Origin of the sequence: Candidatus Palauibacter sp. (genome assembly GCF_965213655.1) — a bacterium.
GTDB lineage: Bacteria > Gemmatimonadota > Gemmatimonadetes > Palauibacterales > Palauibacteraceae > Palauibacter.
Map to the genome: position 1 here is coordinate 2,885,782 of NZ_CBDBZT010000003.1, position 20,444 is coordinate 2,906,225.

14 protein-coding genes are annotated in these 20,444 nt (G+C 67.0%); 10 read left to right on the forward strand and 4 right to left on the reverse strand.

What is annotated here, in order from left to right; genetic code table 11:
* Window positions 1-27: 27 nt before the first annotated feature.
* From ACOOGH_RS14925 to ACOOGH_RS14935, 3 genes are all read right to left on the reverse strand, one after another.
* Window positions 28-498, reverse strand: coding sequence for an ATP-binding protein (locus ACOOGH_RS14925; protein WP_420449670.1), 471 nt, complete (start codon window positions 496-498; stop codon window positions 28-30).
* Between the two features lie 979 nt (window positions 499-1,477).
* On the reverse strand, window positions 1,478-2,422 hold the full coding sequence (locus ACOOGH_RS14930; protein ID WP_420449671.1) for a DUF2806 domain-containing protein: 945 nt from the start codon (window positions 2,420-2,422) through the stop codon (window positions 1,478-1,480).
* 588 nt (window positions 2,423-3,010) lie between these two features.
* Entirely contained in the window at window positions 3,011-4,585 is a 1,575-nt protein-coding gene (locus ACOOGH_RS14935; RefSeq protein WP_420449672.1) for an alkaline phosphatase D family protein, read from the reverse strand.
* Window positions 4,586-4,654: 69 nt separating this feature from the next.
* Here ACOOGH_RS14935 and ACOOGH_RS14940 point away from each other — a divergent pair, with 69 nt between their 5' ends.
* The 10 genes from ACOOGH_RS14940 (at window position 4,655) to ACOOGH_RS14985 (ending at window position 18,892) form a co-directional block, all read left to right on the forward strand.
* Window positions 4,655-5,686, forward strand: a complete 1,032-nt coding sequence (locus ACOOGH_RS14940) for a DUF4837 family protein (RefSeq protein ID WP_420449673.1) — start codon at window positions 4,655-4,657, stop codon at window positions 5,684-5,686.
* Window positions 5,686-9,171 (forward strand): DNA polymerase III subunit alpha, encoded by a 3,486-nt coding sequence (gene dnaE / locus ACOOGH_RS14945; protein WP_420449674.1) that lies wholly within the window; start codon window positions 5,686-5,688, stop codon window positions 9,169-9,171. Before ACOOGH_RS14940 ends, dnaE begins: the two co-directional genes overlap by 1 nt.
* Window positions 9,172-9,292: 121 nt before the next feature.
* Complete coding sequence (locus ACOOGH_RS14950) at window positions 9,293-10,240, forward strand: acetyl-CoA carboxylase carboxyltransferase subunit alpha (protein WP_420449675.1); 948 nt, start codon at window positions 9,293-9,295, stop codon at window positions 10,238-10,240.
* A 146-nt stretch (window positions 10,241-10,386) separates the two neighbouring features.
* Window positions 10,387-11,283, forward strand: coding sequence for a PSP1 domain-containing protein (locus ACOOGH_RS14955; RefSeq protein WP_420449676.1), 897 nt, complete (start codon window positions 10,387-10,389; stop codon window positions 11,281-11,283).
* A complete protein-coding gene (metG, locus tag ACOOGH_RS14960) occupies window positions 11,283-12,806 on the forward strand; it encodes a methionine--tRNA ligase (RefSeq protein ID WP_420449677.1) in 1,524 nt (507 codons plus the stop codon). The genes ACOOGH_RS14955 and metG overlap by 1 nt, the downstream gene beginning before the upstream one ends.
* A gap of 392 nt (window positions 12,807-13,198) precedes the next feature.
* Window positions 13,199-14,023: a M23 family metallopeptidase gene (locus tag ACOOGH_RS14965; RefSeq protein ID WP_420449678.1), complete on the forward strand. Its 825-nt coding sequence runs from the start codon at window positions 13,199-13,201 to the stop codon at window positions 14,021-14,023.
* A gap of 56 nt (window positions 14,024-14,079) precedes the next feature.
* Window positions 14,080-14,841, forward strand: a complete 762-nt coding sequence (locus tag ACOOGH_RS14970; RefSeq protein ID WP_420449679.1) for a hypothetical protein — start codon at window positions 14,080-14,082, stop codon at window positions 14,839-14,841.
* A gap of 81 nt (window positions 14,842-14,922) precedes the next feature.
* Window positions 14,923-17,100, forward strand: a complete 2,178-nt coding sequence (locus ACOOGH_RS14975; protein WP_420449680.1) for a 3-hydroxyacyl-CoA dehydrogenase NAD-binding domain-containing protein — start codon at window positions 14,923-14,925, stop codon at window positions 17,098-17,100.
* Window positions 17,101-18,168 carry a DUF402 domain-containing protein gene (locus ACOOGH_RS14980; protein ID WP_420449681.1) on the forward strand — a complete coding sequence of 356 codons (1,068 nt, stop codon included), beginning with the start codon at window positions 17,101-17,103 and terminating at the stop codon, window positions 18,166-18,168. It abuts the gene before it with no gap.
* A 52-nt stretch (window positions 18,169-18,220) separates the two neighbouring features.
* A complete protein-coding gene (locus ACOOGH_RS14985) occupies window positions 18,221-18,892 on the forward strand; it encodes a M50 family metallopeptidase (protein ID WP_420449682.1) in 672 nt (223 codons plus the stop codon).
* A 1-nt stretch (window position 18,893) separates the two neighbouring features.
* Here ACOOGH_RS14985 and ACOOGH_RS14990 read toward each other — a convergent pair whose 3' ends face one another.
* Entirely contained in the window at window positions 18,894-20,246 is a 1,353-nt protein-coding gene (locus ACOOGH_RS14990; protein WP_420450144.1) for a M28 family metallopeptidase, read from the reverse strand.
* Window positions 20,247-20,444 lie beyond the last annotated feature (198 nt).

Consider the following 20,444-nt stretch of genomic DNA (forward strand, 5'->3'; position numbering starts at 1 on the left):
ACCGCTGCATAGTGTCCGTAACTGCCGTCAGGTCGTTGAAGTTGCCGAAGTCCGTATTCCTGTGTCGTCGGGATTCCGCCACAGGTGGACCATCGAAGCCTTTCCATCCTTCCAGGACAGATAGATGAGCCCAGCGTGATTCCGAGTCGCGGCCGCAACTTTCGCTCCGACGCCATAGTTTCCGGCGAGCGATTGCTGTGAGAACGAGGACGATAGCTGATTGATGTACTTGACCATCTCCGGTCCCGTCATCCCGTCGCCGTTATCGATCACACAGAGTTTGAGGACACCCTGCAGATCGTAGTAGTTCCAGTCGACGTCCCAAACGACCTCACCAGACGCTTCGGATGTGCGAGCGATGGCCTCGATCGAGTTCTGTGTCAGCTCGCGAAGGAATTGTAGAGGATGGCAGTCCTCGCCAAGCCGGTCCAGCAGGAAGCCCGTGTTGGCAACGGACAGAGGTAGGGTTCGATCACGATGGGTAGTAGGGGTGTCCATGCAGGGCCTCCGTCAATGAGCTGCGAGCAGCTAGTAGAAAGTGAGTGGAGCACTCGTCCTTCGGGCTGGGAGGCCAAACGCCTACGAGACCGATGAACCGTGTTAAACTCGCAACCCATTCTAGCGTCAAGGGAATCCAGACCGCAACCCCTAGTCAAGAGGCCGCGTCGACCACCTGCGTTCAGAATCGTTGTCTTCGATCGGGCCTTCTGAAGGCTCCCGAGCTGACGACTCTGGAGTTCGAACGGGATTTCTGGCTCATTCGACGAAGCCGCCTCAATGGTCCGATTCAGAAGCATCGGCGATTGTTCTTTGGAACTCCGCTAGGGGGAAACGCCCGGTTCGCCTTTGCGTCCCGAAGACGACCACAGAGGGATGGCTCCTCCTTCGGTCGGGCGTGTGCCGGCACCGGTATCATGGACTACCGAGGCCTCGGCCATCAAGCCGCCCCGCAGCTGAACTCTTCGCGGGTGCGAGTCACATCAGATACCCGTGCCGCTGGAGAAACCACCGCGCGGTTGTAGCGTACGATTGGCCGGGGCACTCGGACTCGCGGATTGTAGACGAGCGGCAAGCCGATGCCGATCCGGTCGCGGCAGCCTGGCTGGTATCGACCCTTAGATTAGGTCGGGCAGGCTTGAACCTGCGGGGTGATGTCTGCACCATCTTGGTCGAGGGTGTCCCAGTTCGCGCAGATTTCACCGCCGCGCGCCGGCACTGTTTTGATCGGCGAAGTGCTTGCGCCACCCCGACGCTTGCGCCAGCGAGCGGGACAACCGGTGAATCGCTAGCGTTAGGTCCGTCTTCGCCGTCAGGCAGATGCCCTCGCGCCTCAGCTCCCGGCTGCACCTTCGAGCACATCCCGCCGATCAGGTCCTCACGAGCCATCATGGATCACAATGATCTCGTGCCTAGGTATGCTCGCGTCCGGGGCGCTCGCGAAAGATGATGTGGTCGAGCGACGTTACCGCGAAGGCCGTCACGGGCGTCTTTTCCCCTCGACCTCACTAGGAAGCTCGACTCGATTGATCCCGAACCCACGGGACTGGAAGAACCGCCGCAGTTCCTTCAGATAGCGCGGGAACAGCTTGGCGTCCACGACCCTCGACAGTTCCATCCCTGCGAGCGTCATGTGAGGACCACGGAACTTGACGGGCGCGGCAGTGGCCACCTTCTCTGTCGCGCGCTGCAGCACGAAATACTGGCCTTGGTGTCGAAATGGAAATGCCGGATGGTGTAGCGACGGCGGCACAACGCACGGCCCATAGTCCCTCCACGCGTCGAAATCGTGCACAACGAGGCCATGCTCGCTGAGGATCGTGAGCTCGTTGTACGAAAGGCCGTGCGCAGCGAGCGCGTTGTCTCCGGCTCGTCCTCCCAAAGCCAGCACTCGGCCATCGATTGTCTCATCCTCCGTAGGGGTCATATAACATGCGAGGGCGCAGAATCTTGCAAAGATGGTAGCAACGTGCTGATCCACGGTTCTCAGCACGCTGATGGTCCGCCGTGAGACACTTCCCGGTTCTCTGACCTCGCCAGCGAGTGTCTTACCCCAGAGCACTTGCAGCTCGACTTCCGAGACGTACGCGGCCCCGTCGAGAAGTAATCGCACAACATCGGGATGGGGATCTGGTGTGTCGGACCTTATGCGCTCGTCACCTACGCCGTCCAGGGCCGCTGCGACCACCTCATCTTGGCATCGCTGTTTCATTTGCTCTTCAAAAAACCACCGCATTCCGAGATCCTCTAGCTCGCCCTTGGTGCGGATGTGGCTGGCTTCAGCGTCAGCCGTTGCCTCGATGATCTTGGCCTTGGCGTCTCGCTTCGCTAGTACTGGTCGCAATACGGAATGTGAGATGTCGACGATCTTGTGTCCAAGGTTCACAAGTTCGGTTGGCAGTTTAGTCGGGTCCAACGTGTCCATTCGTGTTCTCCAGCAGCAAGCTGTGAGTTCTGGACCCCGCCCCACGAGGCCAAGCTGCAGAAGATACCACAACGAACGGGTTCTCGGTGCCGGCGGCATCGTCGGATTGGAAGTGGGCAACCGGGCCGTGAACCATGATTTCCGTCTCCGTTCTCAATGGATCTGCGGAGAGAGGTCGGCCACGAGCCGCTCGATGGTCTCATAGCCGTACTCCGGCCAGCTCATTCCCCCCGCTGGAGTTCGGCGATGTGCCGTCGGATCAACCAATACGCCGCCGGTCATCACGTGGCGTTGGCCGAACGGGCCGCTGACCTCCGGGCGGCTCTGACGATCTCGGAATCTCGCCGGTGGAGGGCACGGGCTCCTTCATGCCGTTGAACCGCGTCCAGGCGAAGGTCAGCGTCAACGCCTCCCGCCCAAGCCCCGCCATTCGACCCGATTTTCCCGTTTTTCGGACGTGACAGGCCCGTCACAGCTTCACGGGCAAGAACGGCAGATCGTGCAGTCCCAGTTAGACTTAGACGATTTCTTGCCGTGAATTATGTTCCCTTCGGCGCGCTTATCAGGCGTGCGCTCTAACGAGGCTGTTCAAGTTTCCTGGGCGCCGGGGATTCCGTTCTCTACTACGTAGCTCGCGCGCGTGGCGATGGGGGCGTCGGGGCGGGTGACGTAGGGCATGACTCGGAAGTCGGCCCGGAGCTGCCGGGGAGACAGACTGCAGCGGACGTAGCCGCGTTGGGCGTTGAAGAACTTGATGTGGGGGTTGTGGCTCATGGCGTTTTCGCCTTGGGGGCCCGTGTCGACGCCGTCTCCGCTCGAGCTGATGGACGTTCCGGCGAATTCGGTGCCGACCACCGGAGAAGCTGGGCGGTCGAAGTCTAGTTTGAGGTCGTTGACCCAGTTGGTGTGGAGGTCGCCGGTGAGGACGATGGGGTTGGAGGGGCGGCGGTCGTGGAGGAAGGTCATGAGGCGGGTGCGGTCGGCGGGGTAGCCGTCCCACTTGTCCATGGGGAGGGTGAGGGTCTCTTCGCCTTCCAACAGGCGGGCCATGAAGACCTGGTTGGCGAGGATGTTGTAGCGCGCGGGGGATTGGTCGAGGCCGTCGAGGAGCCAGTCGGCCTGGGGGCGACCGAGGATGGTGGCGTCTTCGGCGTGTTGTTCGGGGCAGGGGGGTTGGCGGCGGCCTCCGCAGGGCTGGAGGGTGCGGTATTGGCGGGTGTCGAGGACGTGTAGCCGCATCAGGGAGCCGAAGTCGAGGCGGCGGTAGAGCTGGGCGTCGGGGCCGGTGGGGAGGGAGGTTCGGCGGAGGGGGAAGTGTTCGTACAGGGCCTGGAAGGCGGCGGTGCGGCGGGCGAGGAAGGACTCGCGGGTCATCTGTTCGGTGTTGTGGGTGCCGGCCCAGTCGTTGTCGACCTCGTGGTCGTCGGGGGTGAATACCCAGGGGGCGGCGGCGTGGGCGGCCTGGAGGTCGGGGTCGCGCTTGTAGAGGGCGTAGCGGGCGCGGTAGGCCTCGAGGGTGCGGGGTTCCTCGGTGTCGTGGCGGCGGACGAGGTCGGGGCGGATGCCGGGGCCGCTCTCGTAGATGTAGTCGCCGAGGTGCACGACGAGGGACGGTGACTCGGCGGCCATGTGGCGGAAGCCGGTGTACCAGCCGCGCTCGTAGTGCTGGCACGAGACGAAGACGAAATCGAAGCGGTCGGGCAGGGTGCCGGGGGCGGGGGCGGTGCGCGTGCGGCCGACGGGGCTCGTCGCTCCGGCGGCGTGGAAGCGGTACCAGTAGTCGCGCGCGGGTTCGAGACCGCCGACCTCGGCGTGCACGGAATGGCCGAGTTCCGCCAGCGCGGCGGCCTCGCCGCGGCGGACCACGGTGCGGAAGCTGTCGTCGGAGGCGACCTCCCAGCGCACGGGGGTCGCGGCGGCGGGGTCGCCGGGCAGGTCGAGGAGACGCGTCCACAGGACGACGCCGTCCGCGGTCGGCTCGCCCGAGGCCACGCCGAGTTCGAACGGGAAGCGCTGCGCCGGAGCCCGGCGGCCGGTGCGCGGGCCGAGGTTGAGGCCGCCCACGGAGGCGCCGGGGCCGAACTGCGCGAAGGGAAGCGGCGCCAGCGCGCAGAGGGCCGCGGAGCGGGTCCAGGCGGCAAGAAAATCGCGGCGCGTGCTCATGGCGAAATCCACCCCGAGAGGGGCCATCTTCGATTGCCGCCGCAAGCCTGCCGGCCTAGCTTCACTCGCATGAAAATCCGTCCCTTCGGCGCCGCCATGGCGCTTCTCCCGGCCACGCTCCTGGTCCTCTCCGCATGCAACAGGCCGACGGCTTTCGGAGAGGCGAACAGCCTCATCATCCTCGCTCCCGACGCTCTCTCGCAGCAAGTGGAGGAGGAGACCCGGCAGGTCCTGGAGCCCACGATCTTCACGAGCCGCAACGAGAAACAGTACGAGGTCACCTTCGTCGACCCCGGCCACGAGAACGTCGGCGAACTGAAACTGTTCCGTAACCTGATCGTGTTCGGGACGGACGACGACCCGCTGCTGACCGAGGTGGCGGATCAGGCGGGACAGGACCTCGACGCGCTGGAGCCGGGCCGCGTCTTCCAGGCGTCGGACATCTGGGCGCTCGGCCAGACCGTGACGGGTGTCCTCCTCCGGTCGGGCCGGGAGGCCGAATCGTGGGTCGCGGCGCTTCCATCCGTCCTGAACGCGGTGGACACGAACTACCGCGAGTTCGTGATGCGGCGCATGTACGCGACGCCGCCCGACACCGCCCTCGCCACGGATCTCGGGCGGCGGTTCGGGTTCTCCCTCCTCGTCCCCGAGCTCTACGACCGCGTCGCACGGGATCTCGGCGGAGGGGACAGCCTGGTCATCCTGCGCAACGACAACCCCGACCCGAGCGAACTCATCCGTTCGGTCCTCGTCACGTGGCGCCCGGCCGTCGACTCGCTGACGAAGGATCGGGCGCTGGAGTGGCGGGCCGAGATCGATGCGGTGCACTACAACGTCCCGCAGCGCATCGACGACTCGAATTCGAGCGTGGTCAGCTTCCTGTGGGAGGACCGCCCGGCTCTGGAAGTGACCGGCGTGTGGCAGGATGAGTCCGGCGGATTCCCCGCCGCCGGCCCGTTTATCGTCTGGCTGGTGAACTGTCCGGCGCGCACGTACTTCGTCGATGCGTGGCTCTATTCGCCGAACCGGGCCAAGTACGAGTACATGCTGCAACTGCAGGAGATACTCGGGTCGTTCCGCTGCGTCGAGTCCGGTGCCTAGTGTCGTTCGTTCATCTTCACACACATAGCGAGTACTCCCTCCTCGACGGCGCGAACCGGATAGACGACCTCGTCGACCGTGCGGTCGAACTCGGCATGCCCGCCCTCGCCCTCACGGACCACGGCAACCTTCACGGCGCGTGGGAGTTCCAGGAGAAGGCCCGCGCCAGGGGGATCAAGCCGATCATCGGCTGCGAGGCCTACGTCGCGTACGGCGACCGCCGCTCCCGCAAGCTCGAAGAAGGCGCCCCGGCCCACTACGCCCACCTCGTGCTGCTCGCCGAGAGCCGAAAGGGGTACTCGAACCTCATCAAGCTCTCGTCGATCGGGTACACGGAGGGGTTCTACCGCCGGCCCCGCGTGGATCACGAGATGCTGGAGCAATACGCGGACGGGATCGTCTGCCTCTCCGCCTGCCTCGCCGGCGAGGTCGCGCGCTACCTGCAGTACGAGAGATACGAGGAGGCGAAGCGGGCCGCGGAATGGCACGCGCGGGTGTTCAGCGACCGCTACTGGCTCGAACTCCAGAACCACGGGATCCCGCAGCAGGATCTGGTGAACCGGGGCATCATCGAGATCTCCGAGGAACTCGGGCTCCCGCTCGTCGTCACCAACGACGCGCACTACATGCGCCGCGAGGACGCCGACGCGCACGACACGCTCCTCTGCATCGGGACGGGCAAGGACAAGGACGATCCCGACCGGCTGCGCTTCCACGGGGAGGAGAGCTACTTCAAGACCGCCGACGAGATGGCGGAGCTCTTCCCGGACCTGCCCGGCCTGCTCGCCGAAACGGTGCGCATCGCCGAGCGCTGCGACGTCAAGGTCGAGAAGCAGTACCAGCTGCCCGGGTTCCCCCTCCCCGACCGCTTCTCCGAGCCCATGGAGATGCTGCGTCACCAGGCGACGGAAGGGGCGAAGTCCAAATACGGCGACCCCCTGCCGGACGCGGTGCGCGACCGTCTCGACTACGAACTCGGGGTCATCGAGAACACGGGGTATGCGGGCTACCTGCTCATCGTGTGGGACTTCATCGTGGCGGCGCGCGAGCGGGAGATCCCGGTCGGGCCCGGCCGCGGGTCGGCCGCGGGATCGATCATCTGCTACGCGCTCGGCATCACCGACGTGGATCCGCTCGAGTTCGACCTCCTCTTCGAGCGCTTCCTGAATCCGGAACGCGTCTCCATGCCGGACATCGACATCGACTTCTGCTACGAGCGCCGCGGCGAGGTCATCGACTACGTGCGGGAGAAGTACGGCCAGGCTTCGGTCGGGCAGATCATCACGTTCGGGACGATGAAGGCGCGCGCGGTGATCCGGGACGTGGGCCGGGTGCTCGGCTTCTCGCCTTCGGAGACGGACCGGCTCGCGAAGCTCGTGCCGTCGACGCCGGGCTTCTCGCTCACGGTGGCCGAGGCGAGGAAGAAGGTGGGGGAACTCGCCGAGAGCGACCGCGAGGACGCCCAGGTCAGGAAGCTCCTCGACTACGCGGAACGCATCGAGGGGCTCGCGCGCCACAGTTCGGTGCACGCGGCGGGCGTCGTGATCGCGCCGGGACCGCTGGACGACTACGTGCCGATCTGCTCGGACACCAAGAGCGGCGCGGACACGGTGATCACGCAGTTCGACATGAACGCGCTCGAGAAGGCGGGCATGCTCAAGATGGACTTCCTGGGCCTGCGCACGCTGACCGTGATCGCCGACGCGGCGCGGAACGTGGACGAGCGGCACGGGATCCGCGTGGACTGGGAGGAGATCGGCCTCGAGGACGCCGCCGTGTACGAGATGCTGGCGGGCGGCCGCACGAGCGGGGTTTTCCAGTTCGAGTCCAGCCTTGCGACGGATAAGCTGCGCGCGATGCGCTGCGACCGCTTCGACGACCTCGTGGCCGTGAACGCGCTCATCCGCCCCGGCCCGCTCGATTCCGGGATGACGGACGTCTACATCGAGCGCAAACGCGGCAAGAAGCCGGTCGAATATCCTCATCCCGACCTGAAGGAGATCCTGGAGCCGACGTACGGGGTCATCACCTATCAGGAGCAGGTGATGCGGGCCGCCAACCTGCTCGCCGGCTTCTCGCTCGCCGAAGCCGACGTGCTCAGGAAGGCGGTGGGAAAGAAGGACGCCGAACTCACGGACCGGGTGCTCGGCGAATTCGTCAAGCGCGCGGTCGAGCGCGGGGTCGCGAAGCCGAAGGCGGGCGAGATCGCCGAACTCATCCGCACCTTCGGCCGCTACGGCTTCAACAAGGCGCACAGCGTCGCGTACGCGCTCCTCTCCTACCGGACCGCGTGGCTGAAGGCGCACTATCCGGCCGAGTTCATGGCCGGCCTCCTGTCCTCGGAGATCGGCAGCACGGACGCGGTCGTATCGTACATCGGCGCCGCGCGGAAGCTCGGGATCCGGGTGCTTCCGCCGTCGGTGAAGGAGTCGGGCTATCGCTTCACGGTGGTGGTCGATCCGGATAATCCCGGGAAGTCGGCGATCCGCTTCGGGCTCGGCGCGATCAAGGGCGTGGGACATTCCGCGATCAAGTCGATTCGGGCCGCCCGCGCTGAGGCGCCGTTCGAGAGTTTCCTCGATTTCCTTGAACGGATCGACCTGCGGCTCAACAACTCGCGCGTGATCGGAGCTTTGATCGGAGCCGGGGCACTCGACGACCTCGGCGACCGCGCCGCGCTGGCGGCCGGCCTCGAGGTCATGATGAACGAGGCGCAGTTGAGGCGGCAGGAGGCCGAGAGCGGCCAGACCAGCCTGTTCGGGGGCGATGCCGCGGAGGCGAGGCCGGAGGTCGAACTCCCGATCGTCTCGGCGTGGAGCGAGCGCGACCGGCTCCGCAGGGAGAAGGAAGGCCTCGGGTTCTATATCTCGGGACACCCCCTCGAGCGCTACCAGGATCTCGTCGACCTGTACGCGCTGGAGGCGAAGACGACGAGCCTGCGCGAGCGCCGCGACCGCACGGTCGAGGTCCCCTGCGTCATCACCGAGACGTCGGTGCGCACCGCGCGCAAGGACGGCCGCGAGTGGGCACGGCTCACGATCGAGGACTTTCACGGCACGGCGACCACGCTCGTGTTCGGCGAAGTCTGGCAGCAGAACCGTGGTTTGCTCACCGACGACCGGCCGGTCCTGATCACGGGCACCGTATCGGGCAACTCGCGGGATGACGACGATCCGCCCATTTTCCTCGACTCCGTGCGGCCCCTGGCGGAAGTGCGGGATGAGGGACGGGTGGGGATCCTGATTGAAATCCGCGAGGACGAACCCCTGGAGCCCGGTGCGTTCATCCGGGCCCGGGAGTTGCTGGAAGCTTCGCCGGGACTCGGGCCGCTGTACGTGGAAGCCGGGCACGGGGCGCAGGAGGACGAGGCGGGGCCATCGCGTTTCGCGTCGCGAACGCTGCGCGTGGCGCCGACCCCGACGCTGGTCGAGGAACTGCGCACGCTGCTGGGTGGAAGCGGCGTAAAACTGGTCCGGAGTCGCTGACGGGTCGTCGCCCGTCCGGCCGCCCGCTGGCCGGATCACCGTCGGCGGGGCCAGTTTGTGCAGGCAGCAGGCCGGCCTGCCAGGGATGGATGCCGGCTCCTGGACCGAGAGACGATCGCGTATGTCGATAGAACAGGAAGGCCTGGCCGAGCTCCGCTCCCATGTGGAGGAGCTTCGGAACAAGGCCAGAAAAAGCGGGATCGACGTGAGCGCCGAGCTGGGGCCGCTGGAAGCCCAGCTCGCCGCCGCGCACGACGACGCCATGGCCCGGCTGTCGCGTTTCGATCGGGTGAAGCTCGCCCGCAACCAGGACCGTCCCTTCTCGCTCGACTACATCCAGGGGATCGGCACGGATTTCTTCGAGTTGAAGGGCGATCGCGTCTTCCGCGACGACCCGGCCATCGTCGGCGGCTGGCTCAGTCTGGGCGATTACTCGGTCATGGCCATCGGGCACCAGAAGGGCCGGGAGATGAAGGAGAACCTGCTCCGCAACTTCGGCTCTCCCCACCCGGAGGGATATCGCAAGGCGAAGCGCCTGATGCGGCTGGCCGAGAAGTTCGGCCGTCCCGTCGTGACCTTCATCGACACGCAGGGAGCGTATCCCGGCATCGGCGCGGAGGAGCGGGGCCAGGCGGAAGCGATCGCCCGCAACCTCGCCGTGATGGCGGGCCTGAAGGTCCCCATCGTGAGTTGCGTCATCGGCGAGGGAGGCTCGGGCGGGGCCCTGGGGATCGGCGTGGGGGACCGCGTCCTCATGATGGAAAACGCGATCTACTCGGTGATCTCGCCCGAGGGGTGCGCCGCGATCCTGTGGCGGAGCCGCGATCACTCCGAAAAAGCCGCGGAAGCACTCAAGCTGACGGCCCGCGATCTTCAGGATCTGGGCGTCGTGGATCAGGTCATCCCGGAGCCGCAGGGAGGCGCGCATACCGACCCGGAGGCCGCCGTCGAGGCCATGGGCGCCGCCATCCGGCGTCATCTGCGCGAGCTTGCGAAGCTGAACCCGCGCGAGTTGGTCGAGACGCGGCGGGACAAGTTCTACGCCATCGGCGCCTGGGAGGAGAGGTGAGCGAGCGCCGCCGGCCGCGCCCGGTCCGGCCTGGCCCCCCCCGTCCCGCGCGCCCCGCCGGCGAGTCCGGAAACGGGGCCCCGCGCAGGGAGCCATCCCTGCCGAGTGCCGCCACGACCCCGGGTACCGCGGCCACGCCGGGTCCCGTGGCGACGCCGGGTCCGGCGGCGGGAGCCCTGCGCCAGATCCTCGAAGTCCAGTTCAAGGGGCTGCGTTCCGATTTCTTCGCCTACAGCGGCGCTCCCGGGCTGGCGGAGCGGGAGTATGTCGTCGTGGAGGCCGACCGCGGACAGGACATCGGGTGGGTGAAGCGTGCGGCCGGGGCCGGGGATCTCGCCTGCGAAGGGGGCTGCGACAGTGTGGGCGCCCGCACCGTCCCGCCGCCGTCCCGGCGCGTGATCCGCCGCGCCGCGCCGGCCGATGTCCTGCGGCTGCAGCAGCTTCGCGACCAGGAACTCGAGGTGCGCCGGCGCACGCGCGAACTCGTGACGAAGCACCGGCTGCGCATGAAGGTGAGCGAGGCGGAGTGGCAGTGGGACCGCAACAAGCTCACGGTGTACTTCACCGCCGAGAAGAGGGTCGACTTCCGCGCCCTCGTGCGCGACATGGCCCGCTCGTTCCGGACCCGGATCGACCTGCGGCAGATCGGGGTCCGCGATGAGGCGCGCCGTCTCGGCGGGCTGGGTCGCTGCCGCCGTGAACTCTGCTGTCGCTCGTGGCTCACGTCCATCGAACCGGTCACGCTTCAACTCGCCAAGGATCAGGGCCTTTCTCTCAATCCGAGCCAGATTTCGGGCGCCTGCGGCCGGCTCATGAACTGCCTCCGCTACGAGCACGCCGTGTACGCGCAGGCGAAGAAGCGCTTCCCGCCCGTCGGCAGGACGATCCGAACCGCCAACGGCCGCGAGAATGTGAAATCGTGGGATCTGTTCGAGGAGACCGTGTCGCTTCAGGCGGGGGACGGCGAGATCCGCACCATCCCGCTCGCGCAACTCCGGGAGGAGAGGCGCGCGGCGCGGCGCGCCGAACTGGACCGCAGGTAGTGCCCCGGTTCTATCTCACGACGGCGATCGACTACTCGAACGGCGACCCGCACCTGGGACACGCGATCGAGAAGATCGGCGCCGACGCGATCGCCCGGTACCGCCGCGCCCGCGGGGACGAGGTCCATTTTCTCATCGGAATGGACGAGCACGGGCAGAAGGTCCAGCAGGAGGCGGAGAAGCAGGGAGCGGCCCCGCGGGAATGGGTCGACCGCATCGCCGAGGCCTTCCTGGACGTCTGGCAGCGCCTGGGTCTGTCGAACGACGATTTCATCCGGACATCGGAACCGCGCCACCACCGCGGCCTGACCGCCCTCATGGAGCGGATCGCCGCGAACGGAGACTTCCGCCGCTCGAAGTACGAGGGCCACTACTGCGCCGGCTGCGAAGCCTTCAAGAAGGACGACGAACTGGCGGACGGGCGCTGCCCGCTCCACCCGGGTCGCGAGATCGAGTGGACCGAGGAGGAGAACTGGTTCTTCCGGCTCTCCGACTACCGCGACACGCTCCTCTCGCGCCTGCGGGACGATCCGGCCTCGGTCCGGCCCCGGACGCGGCGCAACGAGATCACCCGGCTGCTGGAGTCCGGACTCGACGACATATCGGCCTCCCGCTCGCGGATTCGCTGGGGCGTCCCCTTCCCGGGGGATGAGGAGCACACGGTCTACGTGTGGTTCGATGCCCTGTCGAACTACATCACCGCCATCGGTTATCCGGACGGCGACGCGTTCGGGAAACTCTGGCCCGCGGACCTCCACATCATCGGCAAGGACATCACCCGCTTCCACTGCGTGTACTGGCCGGCGATGCTGCTGGCGGCGGGCGTGGAGCCAGCGAAGAGCGTGTGGGGTCACGGCTTCATCAAGATCGGCGGGGCCAAGCTCTCGAAGTCGGCGGGCACGGAACTCGGGCTCGTCGAACTCATCGAACGTCACGGGCCGGACGCGCTGCGGTACTTCCTGCTGCGGGAGGTGCCCTGGGATGGCGACCGCGACTACCCATCGACGGAGGCCTTCATCGAGCAGTTCGACCGTCGGTACACGTCGGATCTGGCCAACGACCTCGGCAACCTCCTCAACCGCGTGGTCTCCATGGTTTCCCGGTACCGCGGAGGGGACGTGCCGCCACCAGTGGGAGGAGCACTCGCGGAGAAGACGGCGCTGGCCCTCTCGGCGTACCACACGGCCATGGACGGCTACCTGCTGCACCGGGGGCTGGCGGCGGCGTTCGAGATCGTGCGCTCCGCGAACGGGTTCGTGGACGAGACGAAACCGTGGGCGCTGGCAAAGGCGGAACGCGACGGGGCCGCGGACTCGGGCACCCTCGATGTCGTGCTGTCGCAGCTCATCGCGGCGCTCGGTACGGTGGCCGCGATGCTCGCCCCCTTCACTCCCGCGAAGGCCGCCGAACTCTGGCGGACGCTGGGGGGCGACGGATCCCCACCCGACTTCGGGCATCTCGAAGCGTCTGTGGCCGGGCTCAAGACCGTGCGTCCGGGCGGCGTCCTCTTCCCCCGTCCTTGATCGCCCGGCACCGCCAATAGGCGGACGCTTCCCCCGCGGCGGGAACGCGGCCCCCCGCGGCGGGTAAGCGTCGACGCGGGTATGCGTTGACGTTGACACTGGTTGCCGACCCCGGATAGCTTCATCGCCCCATTTGCGGCTGCGGACGATGGATCGACCGTCCCGTGGCGACCCGCTGGGAAGCTTCACCGGTTCTTCAAGCGCCTGCGGGGAGCGCCACCGAGCCCGAATGGCCAAGTGGTAGCCAACCCATGGATCCTACGGCTGGACCATTGAAAAAAGCTTCGTACTGGACAATTCAGATACTGCCTGGGAGTGGAGGGCGGGCGCGCAGCTATCGCATTGAGAAACGCCGTGCGAAAGCTGCCGGCGTCGCGGCGGCCGTACTCGTGATGATGGCGTCCGCTTTCGTCGCCAGCGTGTTGGGGCGGCAGGATGCGGCGGAGCAGCTTGCGCGCTATCGAGCCGAGAATCGGCAGTTGATCAGCAGCCTGCAGGCCATGGAGAGCCGCAGCGGACAGTTCAGCCAGGCTCTCGACGATCTCTCCGTGCAGGAGCAGAGATTCCGCCTCGTCGCCGGTCTTCCGCTGCTCGATCCCGATGTCTACTCGGTCGGTGTCGGCGGGCCCGGCGGCGTCGACCCGACGAGCGACGAGTTCTTCGAGGTCGCCCCGGACCTGGCACGCGAGGCCGGAGACGTCACGGTCGATATGGAGCAGTTGCTGCGGCGCGCGGATCTGCTTCGGAGCAGTCTCGCCGAAGCGGCCGATTCCGTCGGGGCCCAGCGCGAGCGGTATCAACGCATCCCCTCAATCTGGCCGGTCGTCTCAGACGACTCCTGGCTCTCGTCGGGCTTCAGCCACAACCGGCTGCATCCCCTGCTCGGCCTCCGCCGCCCACACACGGGCGTCGATATTTCGGCTGATTTCGGGACGCCGGTCATCGCGACCGGGGCGGGGCGGGTCGCCTTCGCCGGCTCGAAGAGCGGGTACGGTCGTCTGGTCGAGATCGATCACGGCGATGGCTATCAGAGCCGCTACGCCCACCTGGGCCGAATTGCGGTTCGCGTGGGAGCCCCGGTCCAGCGTGGTGACGTCCTCGGGGAGGTCGGTATCTCCGGGACGGCTACGGGACCGAACCTCCATTACGAGGTCTGGGTCCATGACCGCGCGGTGAACCCGGTGGACTACTTCCTGGACGACAGCTACCGCCGCTAGCGGAAGCCTCTTAGATTCCGTCGACCTATCCGGACACCCCAACTGGAGTTCGATTGATGTCGAAGTTGCGTGTGGCGATTCCGCTTCTTGCGATCCTCCCGTTGCTGGCCGCCTGTGGCAGCAGGATCACCGTGCAGGTTACCGAAGACGCTGCCGGAGCCGAGCCCGTCAATGACCTCGAAGTGCAGTTCATCCCCTTCGACCGCGACTCCCTGTTCGCGGTGATCATCGCGGGGGCCGCGACGCCGGAGCCCGAGATACCGGCGGATCTCGAACAGGCCTCCGTGGATGAACGGGAATTGCGGGACGCGTGGAGTGCGGCGGAGTCGAGTTGGAACAACGTCCGCGATTCCATGCGGTCGATTACCACGGAACTGGACAACCTCGACGACCGCAGCAGGGAGTACCGGGAGCGGTTCGACCTGTTCAACGATCTCGAGGACCGTGAGCGGGCCCTGGACCGCCAGCGACAGGCGGCGTTCGACGAGTTCAACGAGATGCAGCTGGCCACACAGCAGCGCGTCGACTCGATCTGCATCGTCATCGACTCCTGGGAGGAGGCGGCCTTCGCGGGGTACGGTGAGGTGGAGGACGATCTCCTCACCGCGTTGGGGCAAGAGGTGATGGCCGATACCACGGACGCCGCTGGCGTGGCGTGGGCGCCGGCAGCCGGCGGGCCCTGGTGGGTGCACGCCCGCGTGAACACCGCGGCCGGCGAACTCTACTGGAACGTGATGATCGAAGCGGCTTTGCCGGATACGCTCCGGCTGCGGCCGGGCAACGCCGACCTGCGGCAGGGTGTGCGTCAGCGCTGCTAAGCAGCCTGTGGCAAAGACAAGCGCGGCGCCCGCGCCTCACGCGGGGCCGCGACCCCCGCAGTCGGGTTAGCCGGGGAGTGCATGGCCGATAAGCCTCCGCCGCTCAGGCTCGAGATCGATGCGGACAAGATCGCATGGCTGATCTTCGACGCTCCCGATGCCCGCGTTAACCTCCTCGACACCCAGGTGATGCGGCACCTGGATCACTATCTCACCGAACTCGAGTCGCGCATCGCGACCGGACATCCCGTGGCGCTCGTGCTCTGGAGCGGTAAGCCGGACACATACATCGCGGGAGCTGACGTCCGCGAGATCGCAGAGATCGAAGACGAAGAGGACGGCCGCACGAAGAGCGCCATGGGACAGCGCATCTTCCAGCGGCTCGGGCGGCTCGGGATACCGAAAATCGCGGCGATTCACGGGACTTGTCTGGGTGGGGGGACCGAACTCGCGCTGGCCTGCGACTGGCGCCTGGCGACGGACACCCGGGCCACCGCGATCGGATTGCCCGAGATCAAGCTCGGGTTGATTCCCGGATTCGGGGGATCGGTGCGGCTTCCGCGCCTCATCGGCATTCAGCGGGCGCTCTCGATGATCCTCACGGAAAGGAGCCTCTCCGCCGCGACGGCGTATCGGTACGGACTCGTCGACCAGATCCTGGATGAAGCGGGCTTTCGAAACTCCGCCGCTGAAGTGGCGCTGGACGCCGTGCTGGGCCGCCTCGAGCACGTGCCGCCGCACATGCCGCCGAAGGATCGCCTCCTGGAAGGAACCCGACTGGGTCGGCGTCTTCTGTTCCGCGGCGCCCGCCGGCGTGTGCGCAACGCGTCGGGGACGCGCTACCCGGCCGCCTTGAAGGCGATCGAGGTTATCGAGGACACGATCGACCTTCCCATCGACGAAGCGCTCGCCATCGAAGCGGAGGCGCTGGGGTACGTGGCCACGACCGATGTGTGCCGGAACCTCGTGCGGCTGTTCCGCGGGGGACAGGCCGCGAACAAGGCGTTTGCCCCCGATCTCGTGGCACAGCAGCCCGAGGCGGAGAAGATCGCCGTGCTCGGGGCTGGCATCATGGGTGGCGGGATCGCCGAGCTTGCCGCCGCGAATGACATCTCTGTCGTCCTCAAGGACATCGATCAGGAAGCGCTCGACCTAGGGCTGCGCCACGCGAGCGAACTGCTCCGGAAAGCGGGCGAGCGCGGGATCATTGAACCGGAAGAGGTGGGGCTGAAGTTCGCGCTCGTCCACGGTACGCTCACCTACGAGCGATTCGGCGATGTCGACGTCGTCATCGAAGCCGTCGTCGAGCGGCTCCACGTCAAGCAGCAGGTCCTTCGGGATGTGGAGCCGGAACTTCCCGCGCACGCCGTCTTCGCGACCAACACCTCCTCGTTGTCGGTGACGGAACTGGGCAAGGTTGCCGCCCGCCCGGACCGGGTCGTCGGCCTGCACTTCTTCAATCCGGTGCACCGAATGCCGCTCGTGGAGATCATTCGGGGCGAGTCTACCTCGGATGCAGCGCTGGCTACGGTGTTCAGGCTTGCGCGGCGACTCGGAAAGACACCCGTGCTGGTTGCGGACCGGCCCGGATTCATCGTCAACCGGCTCCTCGCGCCGTACCTGAACGAAGTCGGGTTCCTCCTCGACGATGGCACGGATGTGGCCCGCATCGACCGGACGCTGAAGGAGTTCGGGATGCCGATGGGGCCGTGTCGACTGCTCGATGAAGTCGGCTTCGATGTCGCGGCGCACGTCGCGAGGGAGATGGCCCGTTCGTACGGAGAGCGCATGCAGCCGTCAGCGGCGCTGCGAACACTCGCCGATCTGGGCCGACTCGGGAAGAAAAACGGTCGCGGCTTCTACACCTACTCGAATGGCGACGAACGCGTGGACCGGGAGGTGGACCGCGCCTTCGGCTCGGCGGGGCGGGGCGTGGCGCCCGAGGACATCATCGATCGCTGTCTGCTGATTTCCGTGAACGAGGCCATGTACGCGCTGGAGGAAGGCGTGGTGGCGGGGCCGGCAGATGTCGATCTCGCGATGGTGATGGGCACCGGATTCCCGCCGTTCCGCGGCGGGCCGCTCGCGTGGGCGGAGTCCCGTGGAGCGCGGTCCGTGAGAGACCGTCTTCTCGAACTGCGGGAGCGGCACGGAGACCGCTTCACGCCGGCGCCGGGCCTGGTAAGGCTCGCCGACACGGACGGTTCGTTCACGGCCGACGCCCTGTGGCAAAGCCCGGGGTCTCCCCCGGAAGTGTAGGTGGGTTTCGATCTCCTGGGGGTGCGGCGGCGCGCGCTGCGGGCTGCGCGCCGGATACTGGAGGATGCACCTCGCATAGACGTCGAGGTCCATCGGGGAAGCCAGGTGCAGCGCTTCCGCCAGGAGTTGCTCGCGGACGGACCGAGATGGAAGATCACGCTCCAGATCCTCGATGGGTCCTTCGAGCCCGTAAGAATCGACGAGACCACGACCCTTCGGCCCGGTTCCCTCCTCATGTGGTTTCTTCGACCGGGGCAGCCGTTCGAGATCGGGGCGTTCTATCACGCCCGAGGTACCTTCCAGGGCTACTACATCAACCTCATCCGTCCTCCGCAACTGGGGTCCCCGCTCTGGATCATCGAGGATCTCTACCTCGACGTGTGGCTGCCGGAGAGCGGCGGCGGCGTAGTGCTGGATGAGGAAGAACTGAGCGCCGCGGTGGCCCGAGCAGAGTTGTCGGCCGCGGAGGCCGAAGAGATACGTGCGCTCGGCGCGAGACTGCTGGCCCGTGCGAAACGCCCCGGACGCCCCCGGTGGCTGCCCCGAAGCGTAGGTAGATCGCCCGCGGAATCGGTGCCCGCGCTCCGGCTGCGCCGGGACGCCCCGGGGACCTTCCATGCGGCGCGGATCTCCGGCCGCATCATCGCGTTCGGGCTCTACCTGTTGGGGGTCGTCTCCGCGACGTCCGCCGGTTTCGCCGCGTTCACGGACGCGTTCCTGATCGCGGGTCCGGCGCAGCAGGCCTGGAGGCTGACCGTGCTGGCCGAGGCGCTCCTCCTGGCCCCGCTCGCGTTCGCCGGATGGTTGCCCGCGACGCGTTGGCCACAACCTCCCCTGACCGATGAGCGCTCCCTCTTCATCGCGACCCTGGCGTCGGGCCTTGCGGTCCTGGCGCTCAGCGAGCGCACGGAGTGGACGGGAGTCCTTCTCCCGGTCTACGCGACGCTGGGTCTCTTTTCGCTTGTCTTCGCCGTCTGCCGGTGGCGGTTCGACCGGAAGGTACCGACGCTGGCGCTTGCGGGTGTGGCGATGACGCTCGTCGCGCTAGCCTTCCTGATCGCCGCGTGACGCCGCACGGCGGTCCGACACACGCGCCCGGCCAATGCCGTACGAGGTACGCATGAACGACCTCTCGAAACGAAGACTCCGGTTCCTGGCCGCGTTCGCGGCCCTGTTCGCCGCCGTGTGGTTTCTCTGGGACACGCCCTTCGTGTATCCGGTGAAACTCTTCGTCGTACTCCTGCACGAGATCAGCCACGGGCTCGCTACGTTGGCCACGGGCGGCCGGATCCTCGCCATCGAGGTGACGCCGCTCGAAGGCGGATTGTGCCGCTGTCCCGGCGGGAACGCGTTCCTGAGCCTGTCCGCCGGGTACCTGGGAAGTCTGCTGTGGGGCGGGCTGATGATCTGGGGCGCGGAACGCTTTCCGACGCTCAGTTCGTGGTTTTCCGCCGTTCTGGCCCTGACCGTCGGGAGCATGACGCTGCTGTTCGCGCAGCAGTCGTTCGCGGTTGCGTTCGGGCTCGCCTTCGCCGCGGCTCTGCTGGCGGTGGCCTGGAGGGCGTCAGCCGCAGTGAACCGCGTCGTCCTCACCACGCTCGGCCTCACGAGTTGCCTGTACGCGGTGCTGGACATCAAGAGCGACATTCTCGACCGTCCGGAACTGCGGTCGGATGCCCGGATGCTCGCCGAACTCACCGGGGTGCCCACGGTCGTGTGGGGTGCGCTGTGGATCGGCGTCGCGCTGCTGTTCTGCTTCGTCCTCTTCCGCTGGGCCTGGCGAAGGGCCTAGCTCAGCCCGGGTCCCTCCCGAGCCATTCGAGCGGCTCGTAGGCCCCAATGGGCCAGGGGAAGACCACAGGGCTCTCGTAGCCGTCCTCGGACACGCTGGCCACGCCGAAGAGGTAGTTGTCGATGACGATGTTCTCGAGCGTGTGCTCCGTCACGTCGCCCGCGAAGACGCTCCACTGCCACTGCGGCGCATCGGTGAGCCTCCAGTAGACGCGATATCCGGCGAGGTTCGGGGCGCGCGCGGCGGGAACCGGGTCCCACCTGAGCGTCGTGGACGGCCGGACGGCGCCCTCGACCGCGACGTTCCGCGGGGGCGCCGGAGCCCAGGCCATGGCGGCCAGCGAGATCGCGTTGACCGCCGTCAGCTTCGCGGCGAAATCGAACTCGACCTCATCGATTACGTCGCCGTACTCGACGCCATCTTCAACGCGGAGGTTCTGATGCTGGCGCCGGTAGTCCTCGTTGGCCTCCATGATGCGGACGGCGGGAAAGCCGGCGTCGTTGAACGGCCGGTGGTGTCCCCCGCGCCCGAAGCGGTCGAGCCGGTACACCATCATCATGTCGAGATTCGGGACGTAGCCGTCGGCCAGTCGGTCGATGAGGCGCGCCAGGTTGCGCGAGGGGGAGTCCACCTCACCCCCCGTGACCCGCCGCCGCGCGGCCACCGCTTCGGTTTCGTCCGCCCGCGTGCCCTCGGCGAAGACGCGCGCGATCGTATTGTCCGAGACGCCGTTCTGGCCGTCGATGTTGCCGATCATGTCGTTGTTCAGGACCGCCTCGAGGCGCCAGCCCTCGTCGAGCGCGACTTGGGCCATGTGCCGTCCGCCGAACAGCCCCTGCTCCTCGCCCGAGAGGCCCGCGTAGATGATGGACCCGTTGAACTCGTGCTGCGTGAGAACGCGAGCGGCCTCGATGACGCCCGCCATCCCGGAGGCGTTGTCGTTCGCGCCCGGCGCGTCTGAGGTGCCGTCCAGCGCGTTCGACGCCCGCGAGTCGATGTCCCCCGACATCACGACGTAGCGGCCCGGATCCGTCGTCCCCCGCTGAATCGCGAGCACGTTGACCACGGCCGTCGTGTCGGGGATGCGTGCCGTGCCTCCGACGAAGGATGTCTGGTACGAGACCTCGAGGCAGCCGCCACACGCCGCGGAGATCTCATCGAATTGGGCCTTGATCCAGCGCCGGGCGGCCCCGATGCCCCGGGTGTCGGACAGCGTATCGGACCGGGTGTGGCGCGTGCCGAAGCCCGCGAGCCGCCGGATGTCCGCTTCGACGCGCGCGGCCGAAACGGAAGCCACGATGTCATGCAAGGCCGTGAGTTCCGCCTTGGGCTCCCGGGGCTCCTGGCCGCGCAACGGAGGGGCCGAGACGGACGTCGTCAGGGCAGTGGCGAGGAGGACGATCACCAGAGACTTCACGCTGGACGCTTCGGGCCTTCGGAACACGGTTCACTCCGCGGATGAAGTCGTATCGCTGTCGGGCCGATATCTTATCGAGATGCTGGCCACCGGACAGCGGGCCGGTTAGCGTCGCCTGTCTCTCCGCACCGTCCC

What these genes read in the sequence shown, in the direction of transcription:
- ACOOGH_RS14965 (WP_420449678.1), top strand. Translation starts at nt 13,199, where the DNA reads ATGATGGCGTCCGCTTTCGTCGCCAGCGTGTTGGGGCGGCAGGATGCG.
- ACOOGH_RS14925 (WP_420449670.1), bottom strand. Translation starts at nt 498, where the DNA reads ATGGACACCCCTACTACCCATCGTGATCGAACCCTACCTCTGTCCGTT.
- ACOOGH_RS14970 (WP_420449679.1), top strand. Translation starts at nt 14,080, where the DNA reads ATGTCGAAGTTGCGTGTGGCGATTCCGCTTCTTGCGATCCTCCCGTTG.
- ACOOGH_RS14930 (WP_420449671.1), bottom strand. Translation starts at nt 2,422, where the DNA reads ATGGACACGTTGGACCCGACTAAACTGCCAACCGAACTTGTGAACCTT.
- ACOOGH_RS14935 (WP_420449672.1), bottom strand. Translation starts at nt 4,585, where the DNA reads ATGAGCACGCGCCGCGATTTTCTTGCCGCCTGGACCCGCTCCGCGGCC.
- ACOOGH_RS14940 (WP_420449673.1), top strand. Translation starts at nt 4,655, where the DNA reads ATGAAAATCCGTCCCTTCGGCGCCGCCATGGCGCTTCTCCCGGCCACG.
- ACOOGH_RS14985 (WP_420449682.1), top strand. Translation starts at nt 18,221, where the DNA reads ATGAACGACCTCTCGAAACGAAGACTCCGGTTCCTGGCCGCGTTCGCG.
- ACOOGH_RS14975 (WP_420449680.1), top strand. Translation starts at nt 14,923, where the DNA reads ATGGCCGATAAGCCTCCGCCGCTCAGGCTCGAGATCGATGCGGACAAG.
- ACOOGH_RS14950 (WP_420449675.1), top strand. Translation starts at nt 9,293, where the DNA reads ATGTCGATAGAACAGGAAGGCCTGGCCGAGCTCCGCTCCCATGTGGAG.